The organism is Scytonema hofmannii PCC 7110 (assembly GCF_000346485.2).
Lineage (GTDB): Bacteria > Cyanobacteriota > Cyanobacteriia > Cyanobacteriales > Nostocaceae > Scytonema > Scytonema hofmannii.
This window is the reverse complement of record NZ_KQ976354.1, coordinates 4,845,478-4,864,357: the sequence shown is the minus strand read 5'-3', so window position 1 is coordinate 4,864,357 and position 18,880 is coordinate 4,845,478. Positions and strand designations below refer to the sequence as shown.

The following is an 18,880-nucleotide window of genomic DNA, read 5'->3' as shown; positions in this document are numbered from 1 at the left end:
ATCAATCCAAAATCCCAATACTTCAACAATCTAAATTCTTCCTGAGAAAGTAATGAAAACTTTATCGCCAATTCCCTTGAATTTCTCAGCCAAGCTTTAGCAGTTCATCACGTAATCTGTTTTAAGTACCGCAATACTAAAAGCAGTTCACAAAAACAACTCATACACTTATGCAGCAAGCGTCTCATCCCACAGTCATCTTAGGTGGTGGCTTTGCTGGACTGTTTACAGCTCTAAACTTAAGCCATCAAAATTATTCACATCCAATTATTCTCATTGAGCAACGCGATCGCTTCAGTTTCAAACCGTTGTTGTATGAACTACTCAGTGGAGAACTCCATAGCGAGCAGGTTTATCCACGATACAAAGAGCTTTTAGCAGGGAGTCGTGTTATCTTTGTGCAAGACACGGTGAAATCGATTCATCTACATGAATGTAAAGTGACTGTAGCGTCTGGAAAGGTTTTTGACTACAGCAACTTAGTGCTAGCACTGGGCGGTAAAACAACTTACTTTAATACTCCTGGTGCAGCAGAGCATACAATGCCATTTACAAATGGTGCAGAAGCGATCGCTCTGCGAAAACACTTGCGACACCGACTGCATATAGCACTTCAAACTCAAGACTCAGAACGTCGGCGTTTGCTGCTCACCGTTGCCATTATTGGAGCAGGTCCCGCAGGCATAGAATTAGCGTGTACATTGGCAGATTTGTTACCTATCTGGTACGACGAGTTGGGCGGTGATGCAGCTGAAATTCGGGTTGTCTTAGTCAACCGCAGCCGTGAAATCCTCAAGGGAGACATCAACAGCAGTTTGCGTTGCATAGCACAAAGGGCGCTCAAACATCGTGTCATTCCCGTAGATTTCTTATTTGACGCAGCTGTCACAAAGATTCAGGCAGATAGTATAGAGTATCGGCAACACAACCAAACACGGATTTTACAGGCTGGAACAATTGCTTGGACTGCGGGTACCACTCCTAATCCTCTGTTGATGGAGTTACCAATCTCAGAAGAAAGGCGAGACAAACGAGGACGACTTGTAGTGACACCGACATTACAACTCCCTGATTTTCCAGAAGTCTTTGTGGCGGGAGACTGTGCAGCAGATAGCGACAATCCCCAACCACCTACAGCACAAGTTGCCTATCAACAAGGAATTGCGATCGCACGCAATCTCCAGCATTTCTGGGAAAAAAAACCTACCATTCCCGTGCAAATCCAAATGCGCGGTACATTGATGAAACTAGGACTCAACGAAGGTGTTGCCAACTTATTTAATAAAGTCCAAATTAAAGGTCAACCCGGTCATTTTATCCGGGAAGCAACATATTTAGAACTGCTACCAACTCCTGGTCGTAACCTCAAAGTCACAACAGAATGGCTAGCCGATAAATTATTCCACCGCCATCGCCCATTTTCCCACATGCAGCTAGGACAAACGCCTTGGCTGTCTGGAGTTGCAACTGTAGCAGCCGGACTAATTTTGTCAACTCCTCTCATTTGGCGAGCTGCTCAACCAACCCAATTTCAGCAAACCCTAAGTTGGACAGGCGTACCGACCTTACTCAATCAACTTGCGCCCCCTTCTCGATAAAGTTTTTCCTACTCCCAACACGCTCTAAAATTACCTAAATCTCTCTAACTCCGATCTCTGCGTCCTCTGCGCCTCTGCGGTTTTCAAGAATCTTCTAGCGGGAAGCGAGCAATATCTCTGCTAAAAACCACTTCAAAAACCCCCATCTCATCCTTAGGAGCCTACTTATGAAATACTTACTCAATCTCCGGACTGCTGTAACTGTCAATCGCGTGACAATGGGCGTATTCTTTTTCGTCTCTGGTATTGCTAACTACCTCAACTTCAGCGTTACTAACGGTTTCTACCAAACAGTTCTGACTCAAAAACTCCAAATCATTGGCCCTGGAATTCCACCTGGGTGGGAAGGTATAGGACCGCTACCTGGGTTAATCGCCATTCCCTATGCTTGGTTGCTACCTTTAGCAGAAATTATACTAGGTGCGTTGTTTGCTCTCAACTATTGGGTACGGTGGACGGGGTTACTCCTAATTCTCATGACATTTAGCATCATTCTGGCATTCGGTATTATACCTGCTGGCAGTTTGTTTCCTAATGGAGCAGAAAGCTTTAACAAAAATATCTTATTCATGACTTTAATCTGGATGTGCATTGCTTACGAAGCTTATGAACAGAAAATGAGCCGCCGTCGCGCCCAAGCAGCATCCGATTATGCTCTAACCAGTGACCAAGGGAGGGAGTAGGGAGTGGGGAGTAGGGAGTAGGGGGACAAATAACCAATAACCAATGACAAATGACAAATGACAAATGACAACCGCTCACTTTTACTTGGAGAAAACGAATGACCTCTTCACATTACGATTTGATTATCATTGGTACTGGTGCGGGTGGCGGTACACTCGCTTATCGTCTTGCTCCTACAGGTAAGAAAATTCTGATTTTGGAACGTGGTTCTTTTTTACCTCGTGAAAAAGCAAACTGGGATACGGTGGAAGTGGTTCAGAAAGACCGCTATCACACTAATGAAGTTTGGTACGACTCAAAAGGACGTACAATTCATCCCGGTACTGGGTATTTTGTAGGTGGTAACACTAAAGTCTATGGCGGTGCGCTGTTTCGGTGGCGCGAACAAGATTTTGAGCAGGTGATTCATAAGAGCGGTATTTCTCCAGAATGGCCTTTGAAGTACCATGATTTTGAACCTTATTATACTGAGGCAGAAAAACTTTACGAAGTTCATGGTAAGCGGGGTTTAGACCCGACTGAACCATCTGCTAGTGAGGATTATCCCTATCCGGCTATCAATCACGAACCGCGTATTCAAGAAATTCACGATTCTCTACAAGGAGAAGGCTATCATCCGTTTTATTTACCACTGGCTATTAAACTCAATGAGGTGAATCGGCGTCTGAGTGCTTGCATTCGTTGCAATACCTGTGATGGGTTTCCTTGTTTGGTGGATGCTAAAGCAGATGCTGATGTGAACTGCGTGCGTCCTACAGAAAAGTACGATAATGTTACGCTCATAACTGAAGCCAAAGTAAAAAAACTACATACAAGTCCATCCGGACGAGAAGTGACTTCTGTGGAAGTCGAAATGAATGGAGAAATTTGTTTCTTTTCTGGCAATATTGTTGTGGTTTCTTGTGGAGCGATTAATTCAGCAGCTTTGTTGTTGCGTTCTGCTAGCGATCGCCATCCCAATGGATTGGCAAACAGTTCCGATCTCGTAGGACGTAACTTAATGAAGCATCAAAACGGAGCTATCATTGGAGTTAGCTTAAAACCCAATCTTACAGCATTTCAAAAAACTTTAGCAATTAACGATTTTTACTGGGGTGATGAGGATTTTGATTACCCTATGGGACACGTACAGTTACTGGGGAAAGTTAATGCAGACATGATTGCCCAGGAGTCCCCATCGGTTTTGGGAGCTTCGTTTCAGGAGAGACATACTTTTGAGGCGATCGCAACTCACTCCGTAGACTGGTGGCTCACAACGGAAGATTTACCCGATCCCAACAACCGCGTCACACTCCGGAGTGATTCTATTCAGTTGAGTTACACCGAGAACAACACTGAAGCTTACAATCGTCTCCTCAATCGCTGGACGCGAGTCCTGAAAATGATTGGTTGTGGTGAACGGATTATTCCCTATTCCTTCTATTTCCGCAAAAAAATTCCGCTGCAAGGTGTAGCGCACCAGTGTGGTACTTGTCGCTTTGGTGAAGACCCTAGAACTTCAGTTCTTGATGTGAATTGTCGCACTCATGACGTTGATAATTTATACGTGGTAGATGGAAGTTTCTTTCGTTCTAGTGCTGCTGTTAATCCTACGCTGACGATTATTGCTAATGCTTTGCGCGTTGGCGATCGTCTTATTGAACGTCTGGGTTAGGGGGTAGGGAGTAGGGAGTGGGGAGTGGGGAGTAGGTCTACAAAGGTAAACTGATTGTAAAAATACTTCCTTCCCCTAACTTTGATTGCACGCTGACACTACCTCCCATTCCCTCTATAAGTGTTTTGACAATCGATAAACCCAAACCACTACCGCCAGTTGCATGACTGCGAGATTCATCTACGCGGTAAAATCTCTCGAAAATACGTGCTTGGTGTTGCAGAGGAATACCGTAACCCTCGTCGCAAACTTGAATAATTGCCTTGTCTTGAAGTTGACATAATTTAAAATTTATAGGTGTACCAGAGTCAGAATATTTAATAGCATTATCAATCAAATTCAGTAAAACTTGTTTGAGACGATTGTAATCTACTTTAACCTCAATAGGGTGAGGTACTGCTTCAATGGTAATGACGCGATCGCTATATTTCTTTGCCATCATCACAATTTCTTCAATTAAGTCATTGAGCACGTAAGATTTCATCTGAAAGTGCAAATAACCACTATCTGCGCGGGCTAAATCTAGTAAATCTTGTAGCAGGCGGATGGTACGTTCAGCTTCTGATGCAGCAGTTTCTAAAGCTTCTTTTTGGATTTGAGTTAAGTTATTTTGCCGGCGCAAGACGCTTTGTAAGTAACCATGTACAATTGTCAACGGTGTACGTAGCTCGTGAGAAACATTACTCACAAATTCTCGCTCTTGCTCCCAGGATTGGGAAAGACGGGATAACAGCATAGTTAAGGTTTGAGCTAATTCTTTGACTTCACTGGGTGCATGACTAAGATATAACTGTGCTTGTCCTAAATCTTCTAGGGAAATAACAGCCGTCATTTGATTGAGCTGGCGTAGAGGCTGGAGAGAACGCTTGATATAAAATGCGATCGCGACCGTGAGGACAATTATTGCCAAAACACTAATAATACCTAAGCTTTGTACCATGACCACAAACGTTGACTGTTCGCGGGTAACATTTTTAACCACAAATAAATCACCCAGTACCTTACCTTCAACCTGCACAGAATTTTCAGATAAAATAAAGTAGCTTTGGTTAATTTTGTAAACTTGTGGTTTAAGCGGCATTTTAGTTAAAGTCATTAACTCAGCTACCGTAGACTTGGGTAACAAATTTAAATTGGTAGATTGTGCCAATATTTTCTGATTGGGGTTTTTTAGCCATAATACTGTATTGGTATTTTCTAAGTTTTTAATAGTCTTTTGCAATCCAGCCTCTGGTTGCATCATTTCACTATAAAGTTGTACATCCTGGGGTATACGCTGGGCTATTTGTTCTATGTTCTGTTTATGACTATCAATCAAAATTTGCTGCATTTTCCAACTCGTCCATGTAGCGAGACTACCTAATACCAAAGTAGAAAATGCCGCCATGCCAATTGTTAGGCGTAGCTGTAATGAGAAGGGGTCTATATTTCTCCAAAGTTTTCTGATATGCTTCACTGTCTTGGTTGTGTTTTAGATTTTTATTTTACTGTTCTTTAGAGTCTGTAAAGCTGTTGTAAAAGGAAACTTGAGAAGTTTTGGGCGAAGAGAATAAGCTCTGATAAATTAGAAATAAGATTTTGCCAACATTTGTTAATAAAAGGATACATGAATTTATAAGATATTAAATTAATTTACGCTGAGAAGTTCTTAAAAACTTTATCAAACCGTTGACACCATTTCTCAAAACACGAAGACATGGCTGCGGAGGTTGTCTCTTTCATGAGATTTACTTTGATGTGAAAGCTATGCTAGTGGGAGCATCCCGTTTTGGCAAAAGCCCTCAGAATAGAATTCTGGGGCTATACAAACAAAGTCCACCTACGTGGACTTTATATAATGCATTGACTCTTGTGTAGAAGTTTGTGTCATCAAAATTGTGTCTTTGCGGTTAAAAAATGTTTTTGAACCGCAAAGACGCAAAGGACACGAAGGAAAAATACCGAGAATTGGGCAGAATTTGCCTAGTTTTTGAGCCACGTTGATAGGGTTAGGTGAGCAATACCCAATCTATGTAAATCTCAAAATTTAAAGACTTTTTTTATACAAATATACCCTGTTTCTTCTTCTCAATTTCTGGTTCCCGATGTTGTGCTTCGTATTCACCAAATTGCTGAATGAGTTTAGCAACTAAACCTGTCCATCCAGTTTGATGGCTTGCACCAATTCCCGCTCCATTATCGCCGTGGAAGTATTCATGAAACAAAATCAAATCTCGCCAATGAGGGTCAGTTTGAAATTTTTCGGTTCCTCCATAAACAGGGCGTTGACCGGAAGAATTTCTCAAGAAAATTTGTATCAGCCGTTGGGATAATTCAGACGCAACTTCCCAAAGAGTCATCATTTGACCGGAACCTGTTGGACATTCTACTTTGAAGTCATCTCCTAAGTAATAATGAAACTTTTGTAGAGATTCAACGAGGAGAAAGTTCACGGGAAACCAAACCGGACCGCGCCAGTTGGAATTTCCACCAAACAAACCAATGCTGGATTCAGCAGGTTCGTAATCGACTCGAAATTGGGAACCGTTCACATCAAAAATATAGGGATGTTCGGCATGAAATTTAGAAACTGCTCGGATACCGTAGGGACCAAAAAATTCGCTTTCGTCCAGCATCTTTTGTAGAATGTTCCGCAACTTATCTCTGGAAACAATTGCCAATAATCTTCTCGCGCCTATCCCTTGTGTTTCCATACAAGCTACATTTTGCCGCAAATCGGGACGGTTTTCTATAAACCATTCCAGTCTTTGTTTAAAACCAGGAAGTGCTTTTAATGTCTCTGGTTCAATGGTTTGAATCGCAAATAGAGGAATAAGTCCCACCATTGACCGGACTTTTAAGGTAATTTCTTGTTCTGGGAGATGCAGCACATCATAGAAAAATCCATCCTCATCGTTCCACAAACTAGTTTCTTTCTCGCCGATATGAGTCATGGCATCAGCAATGTAAAGAAAATGCTCAAAAAATTTAGTAGCAATGTCTTCATAAACGGGGTTATTTTTTGCTAGTTCTAAAGCTATTTCTAGCATATTTAAGCAATACATTCCCATCCAACTTGTACCATCAGATTGATTGATATGCCCACCTGTAGGTAGTGTTGCGCTGCGATCGAAGACACCAATATTATCTAATCCCAAAAATCCTCCCTGAAAAACGTTATTTCCCTCGGTATCTTTACGATTTACCCACCAGGTGAAATTTAGCAATAGCTTCTGAAATACTCGTTCTAAAAACTGTCGATCGCTGCGTCCATATATTTTCTGTTCAATCTTGTAAACGCGCCAAGTTGCCCAAGCATGAACAGGAGGATTAACATCGCTAAATTGCCATTCATAAGCGGGAATCTGTCCGTTAGGATGCATATACCATTCCCGCGTTAAAATATCCAATTGATGCTTGGCAAAATCAGGGTCAATCATTGCCAGAGGAATACAGTGGAATGCCAAATCCCAAGCCGCAAACCAGGGATACTCCCACTTATCAGGCATAGAAAGAATGTCTTGATTGTTGAGATGAAACCATTCGCGATTTCTACCATTTTTACGTTCTTTTGGTGGAGTCGCGGAATCACCTTTCAACCATTTTTCTACATCATAGTAATAAAATTGTTTAGTCCACAACATTCCGGCAAAGGCTTGTCGCTGTACATTTCCCATATCTTGGCTAAGTGAGAAGGGAGTCAGATTTTTATAAAATCGATCTGCTTCTTGTTTGCGAATAGCAAAGATTGCCTCGAAGTGTTTGCCAAAAGGTTCAGCTATATTGGGGGCATCACTTAATCGCAATTGTATAGTTTTTGTTTCACCAGCATTCATATTGACTGCATAGTGGACTGCTACTTTTGTGCCGATTTTATTTGGATTAATAGCTTCTTGTTTACTGTGTAAGATGTAATCGTTAATACCATCTTTTACATGGGCAGAAGCATTAGGAAAACCAAACAGCTTTTCAGTATTTGTTTCGTTTTCGGTAAATAACAACTCTGTTTCGCCTTCAAAGTACATCCATTTTTTGCCTAAAGATGGATGAGCAGCTTCTATGGTATTTTGGGCATGACCAAACTTAGCTTGTTGAAGTATAGGTTTAATTTCCTCTTTATCCCAAGACCAGGTATTTCTAAACCAAAGGGTAGGTAATAAATGCAGTGTCTTTGCTTCTGGTCCTCGATTCACCACTTGAATTTGAATCAGAATGTCTTCAGCAGAATTTTTGGCGTATTCAACGAATACATCAAAGTAACGGTTTTCATTGAAGATACCTGTGTCTAGTAGTTCAAATTCTGGCTCTTGGCGACTGCGACGTTGATTTTCTGCAACTAATTGAGAGTAAGGAAATGCTTTGTGTGGATATTTATAAAGCATTTTCATATAGGAATGGGTGGGTGTATTGTCAAGATAAAAGTAATATTCCTTAACATCTTCTCCATGATTTCCTTCACTTCCAGTCAGACCAAAAAATCTTTCTTTGAGAATTGGATCTTCACCATTCCAAAGTGCGATCGCAAAACAAAGTTGTTGTTCTTCATCAGAAATTCCTGCTATGCCATCTTCACCCCAGCGATAGGCACGAGAACGCGCTTGGTCGTGAGTGAAGTAGTCCCAAGCAGTGCCGTTAGGGCTGTAGTCTTCTCGCACCGTTCCCCATTGGCGATCGCTTAAATATGGTCCCCACTTACGCCATTTTACTTGATTCTTCGAGGCTGCTTCTAATCTGATTTCTTCTTGGGTTGGAGTTGCCATAATTAAGTCCTCTCCTGCAATCGATATGCTCTGATTGAGTTAAATTATTTGTTATCTAGACTTTCTCATCTACACCCTAAGTAGGACTGAGCTTTTGATGAAAAATTGATAGTGAAAATGCTAAAAAAAATACAGCATAAACTCAGGAAAAACTCATCTGAGTGCGATCGCCTTTGGCGCAAGCCGTACCCGGCTTATCGCATTAACCCAGATCGTTAAGCAGTAACTTCAAACTTTAACAAACTTCATTGCTACCCCATTCATACAATAACGTTTGCCAGTAGGCGCGGGGCCATCATCAAAAACGTGACCCAGATGCCCACCACAACGACGGCAATGCACTTCCACTCTGGCTATAATCAATGACTTATCTTCCGATGTACCAATTGCTCCATCAATAGGTGCGTAAAAACTGGGCCAACCTGTGCCACTGTTGAATTTAGTTTCAGATGTAAATAATGCTAGGTTACAAGCAGCACACAGGTAAGTTCCTTTAGCATATTGCTTATTGAGTGGGCTGGTACCAGGGAATTCCGTCCCATGCTTCCGCAGAATGCGAAACTGTTCCGGTGTTAAAATTTTGCGCCACTCTTCGTCAGTTTTGGTGATTTCAAACTTATTCTTTGCAATTGCTATAGTTTGGGGCTTCCCTGTTAGATAGCGTGATAAGCATACTGTGCCAACTATTGCTGCACCACCTTGTAAAAAATATCGTTTTTTCATAATTTGAAAGTTCCTAACCGTTAGTTGAATCACTACTATGACCGATTGCCCTGAATTCAACCTGATAACACTATTAAAATTTCCTAAGAATTACCGTTTTAACGAAGGAAGAAGGAAGAAGAAAGAAGGAAGAAGTATTAATATTATTCCCTCTTCCTTTTTCCTTCTTTCGGTCAACTTTAACCGGATATGATATGACTGCAGCAAAAGATTAACTATTACAGATAATTTTCAGTATAAATTCTGAAGCGAAATGTCAGTAAAATTTGCTACCCTCAATGCGAAGCACCATGTGTTTTTCATAATTTACTGAATGTTAGAACTTTTACAAAATTTTCTGAATTCTAAAGAATTTATTCCTCACGGTCATTGCTATCTCTGGAAGCCAGAGTTAGTGGGGCTGCATCTTTTATCTGATTGTTTAATTGCGCTTGCTTATTATTCAATTCCAGTGACAATACTGTATTTTGTCCACAAGCGTCAAGACTTACCTTTCAATCAGATGTTTCTGCTATTTGGAACATTTATTGTTGCTTGTGGCACTAGCCATATAATGGAGGTTTGGACGCTCTGGTATCCTGTTTACTGGTTAAGTGGGTTTGTCAAAGCCATCACCGCTATAATTTCAATTTATACAGCTATTGAACTTGTTTCCTTAGTGCCAAAGGCGCTTGCTCTTCCAAGTCCCGCACAACTAGAAGCAGCTAACTGCAAATTAGAGCGTGAAATCAGCGATCGCAAGCAAATAGAGGAGGTGTTACAAGAAAGTGAATCAACACTGCGTAGCTTTTTCAACAGTAGTTCAATGATGATGGGTATTGTTGAACTGTATGACAATGATATTTTGCATCTTTCTGATAATTTAAAAACAGCTCAATTCTTCGGTACAACCCCCGAACAGATGAAAAATCGGTTCAGCAGCGACATGGGATCGTCGCAAGCCACCCGACAACTATGGATGGAGCATTACCGAAAGGCCAACGCTCTTCAAGCACCCGTGCGATTTGAGTATATTCAAGAGACTCCTGCTGCTTCTAAATGGTTCTCTGTCAGCGTTTGCCCAATCGCAATCAGTCCTAACGGTCTTCCAAGATTTTCATATCTTCTGGAGGATATTAGCGATCGCAAACAAACCGAAGTTGTTTTACAGCAAGCACTCTCCAAAGCCGAAGCTGCATCGATTGCCAAAAGTCGGTTCTTATCCAATATGAGCCACGAACTGCGAACACCACTCAACGCTATTCTCGGTTTTAGCCAAATGATGGCTCGTAGCGATTCTCTCTCCCCCGACGACAAACAACAGCTACAAATTATCAATCGCAGTGGTGGCCATCTATTGAACCTGATTAACGACATTTTGTCAATGTCTAAAATTGAAGCAGGTCAAATGACTCTCAATGAAAATAGCTTTGACTTGTTTGAGCTACTTAACGACATAGAACAGATGCTCAAGTTCAAAGCTACTGTCAAAGGTTTATATTTCATCTTTGAACGAGCAGCAGATATTCCCCAATACGTGCGAACTGATGAAAGTAAGTTGCGCCAAGTCTTAATTAACTTATTAGAAAACGCCATTAAGTTTACTAAAAAAGGCAGTGTCATTTTGCGTATAAGTTTGGGAACTGGAAACTCGCAATTGAAAACTGATAATTTTCTATCTCCAATCGCGAATCCCCAATACCGAATCAATTTTGCTATCGAAGATACCGGACCTGGAATTGCACCACATGAGATTGATACTTTGTTTGACCCCTTTTTCCAAACAGAAACAGGTCGTCAATCCATGCAAGGAACGGGTTTGGGTTTACCTATTAGCCGAGAATATGTGCGTTTGATGGGGGGAGATATCACCGTCAACAGCCAGGTAGGTAAAGGAGCAACTTTTATATTTGATGCACTTGTCAGCAAAACAACTGTTGACGATCAAAAAAATTCAACTATCAGCAAGCGAGTGATTGGGCTTCAACCCAACCAACCAACTTATCGCATTTTAGTTGTTGATGATGTCGATGAGAGTCGCTTGCTACTGATTAAGTTGCTTGAACCATTAGGATTTCAAGTGTACCAAGCCGTTAACGGTACTGAAGCAATTGCTTTGTGGTCAACTTGGGAACCGCACCTCATTTGGATGGATATGCGGATGCCAATGATGAATGGTTATGAAGTTACCAGACAAATTAAAGCGACAAGCAAAGGTCAGTCTACCATTATTATTGCCTTAACCGCTAGTGCATTTGAAGAAGAGCGATCGCAAATTTTGACCGTAGGCTGCGATGACTTCTTACGTAAACCTTTTCAAGAATCAGTATTGTTTGACACAATGGCTCGACACTTGGGAGTCCGTTATATCTATGAAGAAGAGAATCATCTCGCCTCACAACAAGCGACAGTTACGTTCAAGCAACTGACAGTCGAGGATCTGAGTGTTATGCCTGCTGAATGGATAGAACAACTTCATTATGCAGTGTTGTGCGCTAATGACGAGATAATATTACAGTTAATCGAGCAAATTCCAGAGAAAGAAGCTTCTTTGGCTCAAGCCCTTACGGATTTGGTTAACAATTTTCGTCTAGATATGCTCTTGGAGTTAGCTCAGCAGTTTGCTAATACACAAGCGTAGCTTCTCTTGCTATCGGATGAAGCCATGTCACAAAAGTGCCACAATAATTAGTTTATAGAGAGGCAATCTATCTACCCTGGTTAGTACGGTTAAAAGCGATTCATGCAAACTATTGAAAAGTCAACAAAAAAACCATGGGCAAAAGCCCTAGCCCAACCAGCCAAGGAATTTCCAGCAACCCAATTGCAAATCCTGTCTGGCAAAATTCCCGAAGGTTTGCGGGGTACACTCTACCGTAACGGTCCTGCAAGGTTGGAACGCGGTGGTCTCCATGTAGGGCATTGGTTTGATGGTGATGGAGCCATTCTAGCCGTACATTTTACGGATTCAGGTGCGACTGGGCTATATCGCTACGTACAAACAGCTGGTTATCAAGAAGAAGAAGCAAAAGGTCGCTTGCTTTATGGCAATTATGGCATGACTGCACCCGGACCGATTTGGAATCAATGGTTGAAAGGATTTAAGAATGCTGCTAATACCAATGTACTGGCACTACCCGATAAACTTTTGGCATTGTGGGAAGGTGGTAAACCTCACGGTCTTGATTTGCAAAATTTGGAAACGCTTGGTGAAGATGATTTAGGTGGGTTAACGGTGGGAATGTCTTATTCTGCTCACTACAAGCGAGATCCGCAGACAGGGGAAATTTTTAACTTTGGCATCACCCCAGGATTAAATGCAACGCTAAATATTTATAGAAGCGAACGCACTGGTAAAATTGTGCAAAAAGCATCGCACGTTCTAGAGGGAGTGCCATTGGTGCATGATTTTGTGTTTGCAGGGCAATACCTCGTGTTTTGTATTCCTCCCGTGCGACTAAACTCTTTGCCTGCAATAATAGGATTGAGTGATTATAGTAGATCTCTTGAGTGGCAGCCAAACAAAGGAACCCAAATTTTAGTCGTTGACCGTCAAACGCTTCAGGTGGTCAGTCGAGGTGAAACTGAACCTTGGTTTCAGTGGCATTTTGCTAACGGTTATACGGATGCTAGTGGATCTGTTATTGTCGATATTGCTAGGTATCCAGACTTTCAAACAAATCAGTATTTAAGGGAAGTTGCAACGGGAGAAACTCATACCCTAGCAGTCAGCACGTTGTGGAGAATGTGTCTCGATCCTATTTCGGGTAAAGTCAAAGCAATTACAGAAATTATGGATCGCCATTGTGAGTTTCCACTTGTACCGCCACAGGATCGAGGACAAACTAGCCGTCAAACTTATCTGACGGTACATCGTACTGGGGTCGATTCTCGGAAAGAAATCTTCGGTGCGATCGCCCGTTTTGACCACAAAACTGAGACTCTGACAGTTGCTGATAGTGGTGAGAATCGTTATTGTTCGGAAGCCATTTATGCTGCTGATTCCCAAAATCCCGAACAAGGTTGGGTGATGACAGTTGTGTATGATGGGAATTGCGATAAGCCGGGTACGGCTTGCGCCAAGGGCGATAAGCTGGGTACAGCTTGCGCCAAGGGCGATAAGCCGGGTACGGCTTGCGCCAAGGGCGATAAGCCGGGTACGGCTTGCGCTAAGAGCGATCGCAGTGAAGTTTGGGTTTATGATGCAGATAGATTAGACGAAGAACCTGTGTGCAAATTGGAATTACCAAGCGTTATTCCCCATAGTTTCCACGGTACATGGAAACCTGCTCGGGCTTAATCCATAAAGGTAACAGAGAACACCGCCCGGAAAAGGCGGTTGAAGTGCAAACTATAGAATTTTCTCTATTCTCTCTGTAATTTTTAATTAGGGCTTCTTTGTTCTTAATCTGATAGACAGGTACTTCCACCTGACGCGCCCATTGTTGTGCTGCTGGTTCTACGCCATCCGAGTTAGCCACCTCTTGATAAGTATATTGAGGTGCGTAGGTAGATTCTAACTTTTCTTCTGACGTGAAGAATTGATTGCGACTGGGGTTTTCCTCTACCTCTTCTTCAACCTTTTTTGAAATGGCTTGCTGTGAGAAACTTCCTCTACTTCAACTTTCTTTTGAATTTGGGGAGTTTGTTCTACTAATGGAGTTTCTGTTTCTAAATTATCAGTTGCTTGAGTTTCAGCTTTTACTTTGCTCTTCAACAGTATTATCTGTTTCAGTCGCTAGGTTTTCACTATTTGCTAATAATTCTTGCTTCTCCTCATAAGTTTTAATTATTTCAGAAGATGGGGTAGTAGCTTTACGAGTGGTTCGCTTGCTACCTCCATAATTTCGTCTTAGGTCAGCGTTTCAGTGACCAGATTGGTTGTACACTGACCTTCGCTATTTTGCTCGTAGATAACGATTTGCTTGGATAAACTATCTGATTCTATATAAGCAGTAATCCTCAGGGGACTTTCACCTGAGCGCTGGTAATTATTTCCTAAATCAGGTACATCTTTCACTAACCTAGCACCAATAGTTTGAGCTTGATAATCAGTTAGTTCGACACTTTCTCCTTCATTAATAACTTTTGGTTCCTGAGGGTTTCTTCTCAATTACAGTTCGATGTCGTTGCGGTTAGGTTGTTCACCTCGGGATTATTGGCTCCTTGAGAGCCAGTATTGTTTATCTTGTACGGTAGGATTGGCGGCAATGACGGTACTTTCTGCTAAATCGTAAGATGCTACTGTCCGATTGTCAGCAACTGATGAAATGGTAAGAGTTTCGTTGTTGCGGTTTAGCTGCAACTGATAGTTATTCCCCCGTACAAGTTCGATTCCCCTACTTGGGTTTTCTACTCGGTTTTCTTGCCGTTCAACCTGGAGGATATTAGTGGCGATCGGCAATATACTTTCAGCCCATTGTTGATTTTCCTGGGTGGGTTGTACCGTAGCTGCCACGTTACCATCCCGATAGGCAATCCTGATATTGTCCCCCGTTTCAAACTCACCCTTAACAATACTGCGATCGTGAAGTATTCGGCTATCTCCTGTTTGCTGCACGATATAGTTGTCGGTAGTTTGGCTAACCGTCCCCACGTACTTCCCACCGTCAATATTGGCTGATGTGGTAGGAAAGTTGGTTGCAATGTCGGATCTCTCGCTTGCTCTTTCTTCTAGTTTAGTAAGTGTGGTTTGTACCCAATTGGGTATTTCTTCTGACTGGTAAGTAATTTGACCATTTTCGATAACGACAGCTTGTTGGGGAATGGTGCTGTTGTCATATATGCGAACCCGGTTTGCTATTTCAACTGCTGCAGGCAATAATTCAATGGTACGATTGTACCTTTCTCGAATTTTATCAGCAGGAACGTCGTGTCCACCCTCTGCTACGCGCTGTCTCACCCTATTGATATTGATTTCTGGGTTTGAGGTAGCAACAAATACTAATTCTACCTGGTAGCCAGACATAAGAGCTTGTTTCATGAGTTTTAACTTGCTGGGGTGAGACATCACTGTCTCAAAGGCAAACGATTCCCTTTGGTCGATATAACTTTGGCGTAGTTCTTCCGCGATTTGAGCGGCTTGGTATGCTTTGCGATTGGGGTTGTTTTCTCTTAGAGTGAGTGCGATTTCATCTGGGTTAATATAGTTGGCAGGGAAATTTGCTGTTTCTCGAAGGATATTCGTGATAGTAGATTTTCCACTGCCATTAGGACCAGCAAAGACGACTAGTTTAGGTTGACTGTTCGGTTGTCTCATCTTCCTGGTTGATTGTAATTGGTGTTAGCGTTCCATCTGGGTGACGATGGTGTAGTTGACCATCATTGTCAACTTCAACTGTAGGTATTCCTCCTTTGTGCATTCGTGCGATCGCATCTCGTACTGCTTGTTGGGCTAGTGCTTCATGTTCAGTAGGAGTTAACTCGAAATAATCCTTTTGAGAAATATTATTGTTAATGTTAGTACTGCTCATAATTGAAATTCTTAGGTTTACAGGTAGGTCTATGCATCTAGTTTACCAATCTCCCTCGATGAGCATTTGCTGCTGTAGTCATTTCATCCGCCGATACTAGAAATTTATTTTTAAAAGAGACTTACAGTCAAACAATAAGAGAACACATGGGCAATCGTAAAGCGGGAAATGCATTAGCTTTACTTGAGCGGCTGTATTTTCAACCAATTTTTAATGTAGACAATGCTGCAGAGATTACTCAGGTATCATATTCTAACGCAAACAAGTTGATTAAAGAGCTTTGTGAGATAGAGCTTTTAAAAGAAATTACCGGAAATAAACGCAACCGATTTTTTGTTTAGGAACTTCCAAGAAATAAATTATCCATCTTGTGGGGTGGGCGTCCCCGCCCGCCCTCCGATCTGTAACGGGCGAGACGCCCGTCCCACAAGAGATTTTTGAATACTTTTTTATTTGGAAGTCCCTTATAGCCCATATCTGTCTATTTTTGGTGATTCCTAGCTTGCGATCGCCCGTAAAAACTAATCATATCAAGCCTGGTACGTAGTAGTGGCTCGTTAAGTATGAAAGAAAGCACTCCCCAACCTCCCCTACTCAGCAAAGACTATACTTCCCACGGGTATAGATGCGCTTTTGAACCCAAGTGTAGGGGCGCAAGGCATTGCGCCCCTACAAAGGATGTTGTTCATTTGAATACTCAGCTTATGACCGTGCAAAGACTAACTGCTCAAAGAGTCAAATGGTGGGCGTTGCCCACCTAACCCTGTCAAGGTGATGATTGAAAAACAAGATTCTCTTCGCGCTCTTCGCGTCTTTGCGGTTAAAAAATATTTTTTAACCACGAAGACGCAAAGAACGTGAAGGTAAGATGTCGAAGATTGGGCATAATTTTCCGGGTTTTTGACCCACCTTGACAGGGCTAGCGTTACCCACCCAACATTTAATTAAATGTCACTACACTACGAATTGATTCGCCTTCATGCATCAAATGTAAAGCGTCATTAATGCGTTCTATTGGCATAACGTGAGTAATTAAATCATCAATGTTAATTTTGCCCTGCATATACCAATCCACAATTTTTGGTACATCAGTACGCCCTCTTGCTCCACCAAATGCCGAACCTTTCCAGACTCGCCCAGTCACAAGTTGAAACGGACGAGTGCTAATTTCCTGTCCTGCACCTGCAACACCAATAATGACGCTGACACCCCAACCTTTATGGCAGCATTCCAATGCTTGGCGCATGATGTTTACATTGCCGATGCATTCAAAACTGTAATCAGCACCACCCTTAGTTAAATCAACAAGATAGGGAACTAGATCTCCCTCAACTTCTTTTGGATTAACAAAGTGAGTCATGCCAAACTTTTCTGCCAAAGCTTTCTTTTTGGGATTAATATCTACCCCTACGATCGTATTGGCTCCCACCATCCTTGCAGCTTGGATAACATTTAAGCCGATACCACCCAAACCAAAAACCACAACATTGGCACCCGGTTCTACTTTGGCTGTGTTGATGACAGCACCAATACCTGTTGTTACACCACAACCAATATAACAGACCTTATCAAAAGGCGCGTCCTCACGAATTTTTGCTAAGGCTATTTCTGGCAAGACTGTATAATTAGCAAATGTAGATGTCCCCATGTAGTGGTGAATCATTTGCCCATCAAGTGAAAAGCGGCTGGTGCCATCGGGCATAACACCACGTCCTTGTGTCGCACGAATTGCTTGACAAAGATTTGTTTTCATGCTCAGGCAATATTCGCACTGGCGGCATTCTGGCGTATATAAAGGAATAACATGGTCACCAGGCTTAAGACTAGTGACACCTTCCCCAACTTCTACAACCACCCCAGCACCTTCATGTCCCAAAATTGCGGGGAATAAACCTTCGGGATCTGCACCAGAAAGGGTATACGCATCCGTATGGCAAACACCACTGGCTTTAATTTCAACCATCACTTCCCCTGCGCGAGGTTCATCAAGTTGAACGGTTTCAATTGTTAACGGTTTATCGGCACCGTGAGCCACTGCTGCTTTAACTTCCAAGTTGAGCCTTCCTATGTCAGGTAAAAACGACTGACTAGAGTTTACAAGTATTGTAAAACTTCGCTCAATGTTAGCGACATAAGTAGAAAGTAAAGGTAAAGGACTTCTAACTTCATTTAGGGCATTTTGCTTGGAAGTTGTAGGGGCTGCCAGAACCCCGACTTCTTTAAGAAGTCGGGGTTCTGGAGGGATTTAGACTAACTTAATCCATCAAAATTTATGTGGTTGACCTAGCGGTAAGGTGTTAGAAATAGTTCAGCTTCAGCTTGCCTTCGTGCCAAAAGTCCTTTCTCAACGTTTGTTCCAGGATTGCGATACTTGATGAAAGTTTCGCGGATTTTGCTCCAATCACGATTCTTTAAAACTTTGGTCATGGAATCGAAGCCAAGAGCGCCATAGAATTTACTTCCCAAGTTATAGCCAAAGCTGAGTAATGCTCCTTGTTGGTGAGGGTTGAGTTCGCCCCAACAAGGTATTTTTACTAAATCGGGTAAGTAGTTTTTTTCCAACTGAAGCATCAAAAGCTCATCCGCTTCTTTTTGAGAAATGCTTTCTCCTAGACGCCATGCACTACCGTCACGTTTCTTGGTCGATCCCCAGCCAATTGTGATCGGTTCGCGCTTGGTTAAAGGATCGGGATATGCATCGAGAAAGCAACCTTCAAAGCGTTTAATTAACTCAACTCCACAATGGGGTATACCTGTAAAAGTTGAGGTAGAGGAATTGGGGATTTCCTGAGCTTCAATGAGCTTTTCTGCAAACGCAGCATTCAGAAGTTCGGGTAAATCAAAGGCTTGGGCAAATTTTACTGTCGCCTGTTGAGTGATTGGTCCATAAGCGCCGTCAGCAACTGAGGAAAGTAATTTGAGATCGACAAGGCGGATTTGTACTTGCTGTGCTAACTCGCGATCCTGACTCAAATAATCAAACTCAAAGGTTTGGTTAAGCTTGATAATATCTTGAAGTTTCATGTTTTT

At 42.1% G+C, this 18,880-nt stretch carries 15 protein-coding genes; 6 read left to right on the top strand and 9 right to left on the bottom strand.

What is annotated here, in order from left to right:
* Positions 1–170 precede the first annotated feature (170 nt).
* The 3 genes from WA1_RS20245 (at position 171) to WA1_RS20235 (ending at position 3,936) form a co-directional block, all read left to right on the top strand.
* Positions 171–1,598, top strand: a complete 1,428-nt coding sequence (locus tag WA1_RS20245) for an NAD(P)/FAD-dependent oxidoreductase (protein ID WP_017741723.1) — start codon at positions 171–173, stop codon at positions 1,596–1,598.
* A 167-nt stretch (positions 1,599–1,765) separates the two neighbouring features.
* Positions 1,766–2,281: a DoxX family membrane protein gene (locus WA1_RS20240; RefSeq protein ID WP_017741724.1), complete on the top strand. Its 516-nt coding sequence runs from the start codon at positions 1,766–1,768 to the stop codon at positions 2,279–2,281.
* A 98-nt stretch (positions 2,282–2,379) separates the two neighbouring features.
* Positions 2,380–3,936 (top strand): GMC oxidoreductase, encoded by a 1,557-nt coding sequence (locus tag WA1_RS20235; RefSeq protein ID WP_017741725.1) that lies wholly within the window; start codon positions 2,380–2,382, stop codon positions 3,934–3,936.
* A gap of 37 nt (positions 3,937–3,973) precedes the next feature.
* On the opposite strand, the gene WA1_RS20230 is transcribed toward WA1_RS20235, so the two are convergent.
* The 3 genes from WA1_RS20230 to msrB all read right to left on the bottom strand — a co-directional run bounded on the left by WA1_RS20230 (position 3,974) and on the right by msrB (position 9,398).
* Positions 3,974–5,392, bottom strand: a complete 1,419-nt coding sequence (locus WA1_RS20230) for a sensor histidine kinase (protein WP_026134472.1) — start codon at positions 5,390–5,392, stop codon at positions 3,974–3,976.
* Between the two features lie 583 nt (positions 5,393–5,975).
* The gene (locus WA1_RS20225) at positions 5,976–8,675 is read right to left on the bottom strand and encodes an MGH1-like glycoside hydrolase domain-containing protein (RefSeq protein ID WP_017741727.1); all 2,700 of its coding nucleotides are present in this window, start codon (positions 8,673–8,675) and stop codon (positions 5,976–5,978) included.
* A gap of 228 nt (positions 8,676–8,903) precedes the next feature.
* Positions 8,904–9,398: a peptide-methionine (R)-S-oxide reductase MsrB gene (msrB, locus tag WA1_RS20220; RefSeq protein ID WP_017741728.1), complete on the bottom strand. Its 495-nt coding sequence runs from the start codon at positions 9,396–9,398 to the stop codon at positions 8,904–8,906.
* A 313-nt stretch (positions 9,399–9,711) separates the two neighbouring features.
* On the opposite strand from msrB, the gene WA1_RS20215 reads away from it, so the two are divergent.
* Positions 9,712–12,018 carry an ATP-binding protein gene (locus WA1_RS20215; RefSeq protein WP_017741729.1) on the top strand — a complete coding sequence of 769 codons (2,307 nt, stop codon included), beginning with the start codon at positions 9,712–9,714 and terminating at the stop codon, positions 12,016–12,018.
* A 102-nt stretch (positions 12,019–12,120) separates the two neighbouring features.
* Entirely contained in the window at positions 12,121–13,677 is a 1,557-nt protein-coding gene (locus WA1_RS20210) for a carotenoid oxygenase family protein (protein WP_017741730.1), read from the top strand.
* A gap of 264 nt (positions 13,678–13,941) precedes the next feature.
* On the opposite strand, the gene WA1_RS57095 is transcribed toward WA1_RS20210, so the two are convergent.
* The 4 genes from WA1_RS57095 to WA1_RS20195 form a co-directional block, all read right to left on the bottom strand.
* A complete protein-coding gene (locus WA1_RS57095) occupies positions 13,942–14,094 on the bottom strand; it encodes a hypothetical protein (RefSeq protein ID WP_017741731.1) in 153 nt (50 codons plus the stop codon).
* 135 nt (positions 14,095–14,229) lie between these two features.
* Positions 14,230–14,490, bottom strand: coding sequence for a hypothetical protein (locus WA1_RS20205; protein ID WP_017741732.1), 261 nt, complete (start codon positions 14,488–14,490; stop codon positions 14,230–14,232).
* A 42-nt stretch (positions 14,491–14,532) separates the two neighbouring features.
* Complete coding sequence (locus WA1_RS20200; RefSeq protein WP_017741733.1) at positions 14,533–15,636, bottom strand: ATPase; 1,104 nt, start codon at positions 15,634–15,636, stop codon at positions 14,533–14,535.
* Positions 15,611–15,850 carry a hypothetical protein gene (locus WA1_RS20195; protein ID WP_017741734.1) on the bottom strand — a complete coding sequence of 80 codons (240 nt, stop codon included), beginning with the start codon at positions 15,848–15,850 and terminating at the stop codon, positions 15,611–15,613. The genes WA1_RS20200 and WA1_RS20195 overlap by 26 nt, the downstream gene beginning before the upstream one ends.
* Before the next feature lie 146 nt (positions 15,851–15,996).
* On the opposite strand from WA1_RS20195, the gene WA1_RS20190 reads away from it, so the two are divergent.
* Entirely contained in the window at positions 15,997–16,191 is a 195-nt protein-coding gene (locus WA1_RS20190) for a hypothetical protein (protein WP_017741735.1), read from the top strand.
* A gap of 599 nt (positions 16,192–16,790) precedes the next feature.
* Here the strand turns inward: WA1_RS20190 and WA1_RS20185 are convergent.
* Positions 16,791–17,903 carry an S-(hydroxymethyl)glutathione dehydrogenase/class III alcohol dehydrogenase gene (locus WA1_RS20185; protein ID WP_017741736.1) on the bottom strand — a complete coding sequence of 371 codons (1,113 nt, stop codon included), beginning with the start codon at positions 17,901–17,903 and terminating at the stop codon, positions 16,791–16,793.
* Between the two features lie 230 nt (positions 17,904–18,133).
* The gene (locus WA1_RS20180) at positions 18,134–18,874 is read right to left on the bottom strand and encodes a glycoside hydrolase family protein (protein WP_017741737.1); all 741 of its coding nucleotides are present in this window, start codon (positions 18,872–18,874) and stop codon (positions 18,134–18,136) included.
* Positions 18,875–18,880 lie beyond the last annotated feature (6 nt).

Excerpts from the sequence above, each read along its gene's own strand:
- WA1_RS20200 (WP_017741733.1), bottom strand. The coding sequence starts at position 15,636 with ATGAGACAACCGAACAGTCAACCTAAACTAGTCGTCTTTGCTGGTCCT.
- WA1_RS20195 (WP_017741734.1), bottom strand. The coding sequence starts at position 15,850 with ATGAGCAGTACTAACATTAACAATAATATTTCTCAAAAGGATTATTTC.
- WA1_RS20235 (WP_017741725.1), top strand. The coding sequence starts at position 2,380 with ATGACCTCTTCACATTACGATTTGATTATCATTGGTACTGGTGCGGGT.
- WA1_RS20190 (WP_017741735.1), top strand. The coding sequence starts at position 15,997 with ATGGGCAATCGTAAAGCGGGAAATGCATTAGCTTTACTTGAGCGGCTG.
- WA1_RS20215 (WP_017741729.1), top strand. The coding sequence starts at position 9,712 with ATGTTAGAACTTTTACAAAATTTTCTGAATTCTAAAGAATTTATTCCT.
- msrB (WP_017741728.1), bottom strand. The coding sequence starts at position 9,398 with ATGAAAAAACGATATTTTTTACAAGGTGGTGCAGCAATAGTTGGCACA.
- WA1_RS20210 (WP_017741730.1), top strand. The coding sequence starts at position 12,121 with ATGCAAACTATTGAAAAGTCAACAAAAAAACCATGGGCAAAAGCCCTA.
- WA1_RS20180 (WP_017741737.1), bottom strand. The coding sequence starts at position 18,874 with ATGAAACTTCAAGATATTATCAAGCTTAACCAAACCTTTGAGTTTGAT.
- WA1_RS20245 (WP_017741723.1), top strand. The coding sequence starts at position 171 with ATGCAGCAAGCGTCTCATCCCACAGTCATCTTAGGTGGTGGCTTTGCT.
- WA1_RS20225 (WP_017741727.1), bottom strand. The coding sequence starts at position 8,675 with ATGGCAACTCCAACCCAAGAAGAAATCAGATTAGAAGCAGCCTCGAAG.
- WA1_RS20240 (WP_017741724.1), top strand. The coding sequence starts at position 1,766 with ATGAAATACTTACTCAATCTCCGGACTGCTGTAACTGTCAATCGCGTG.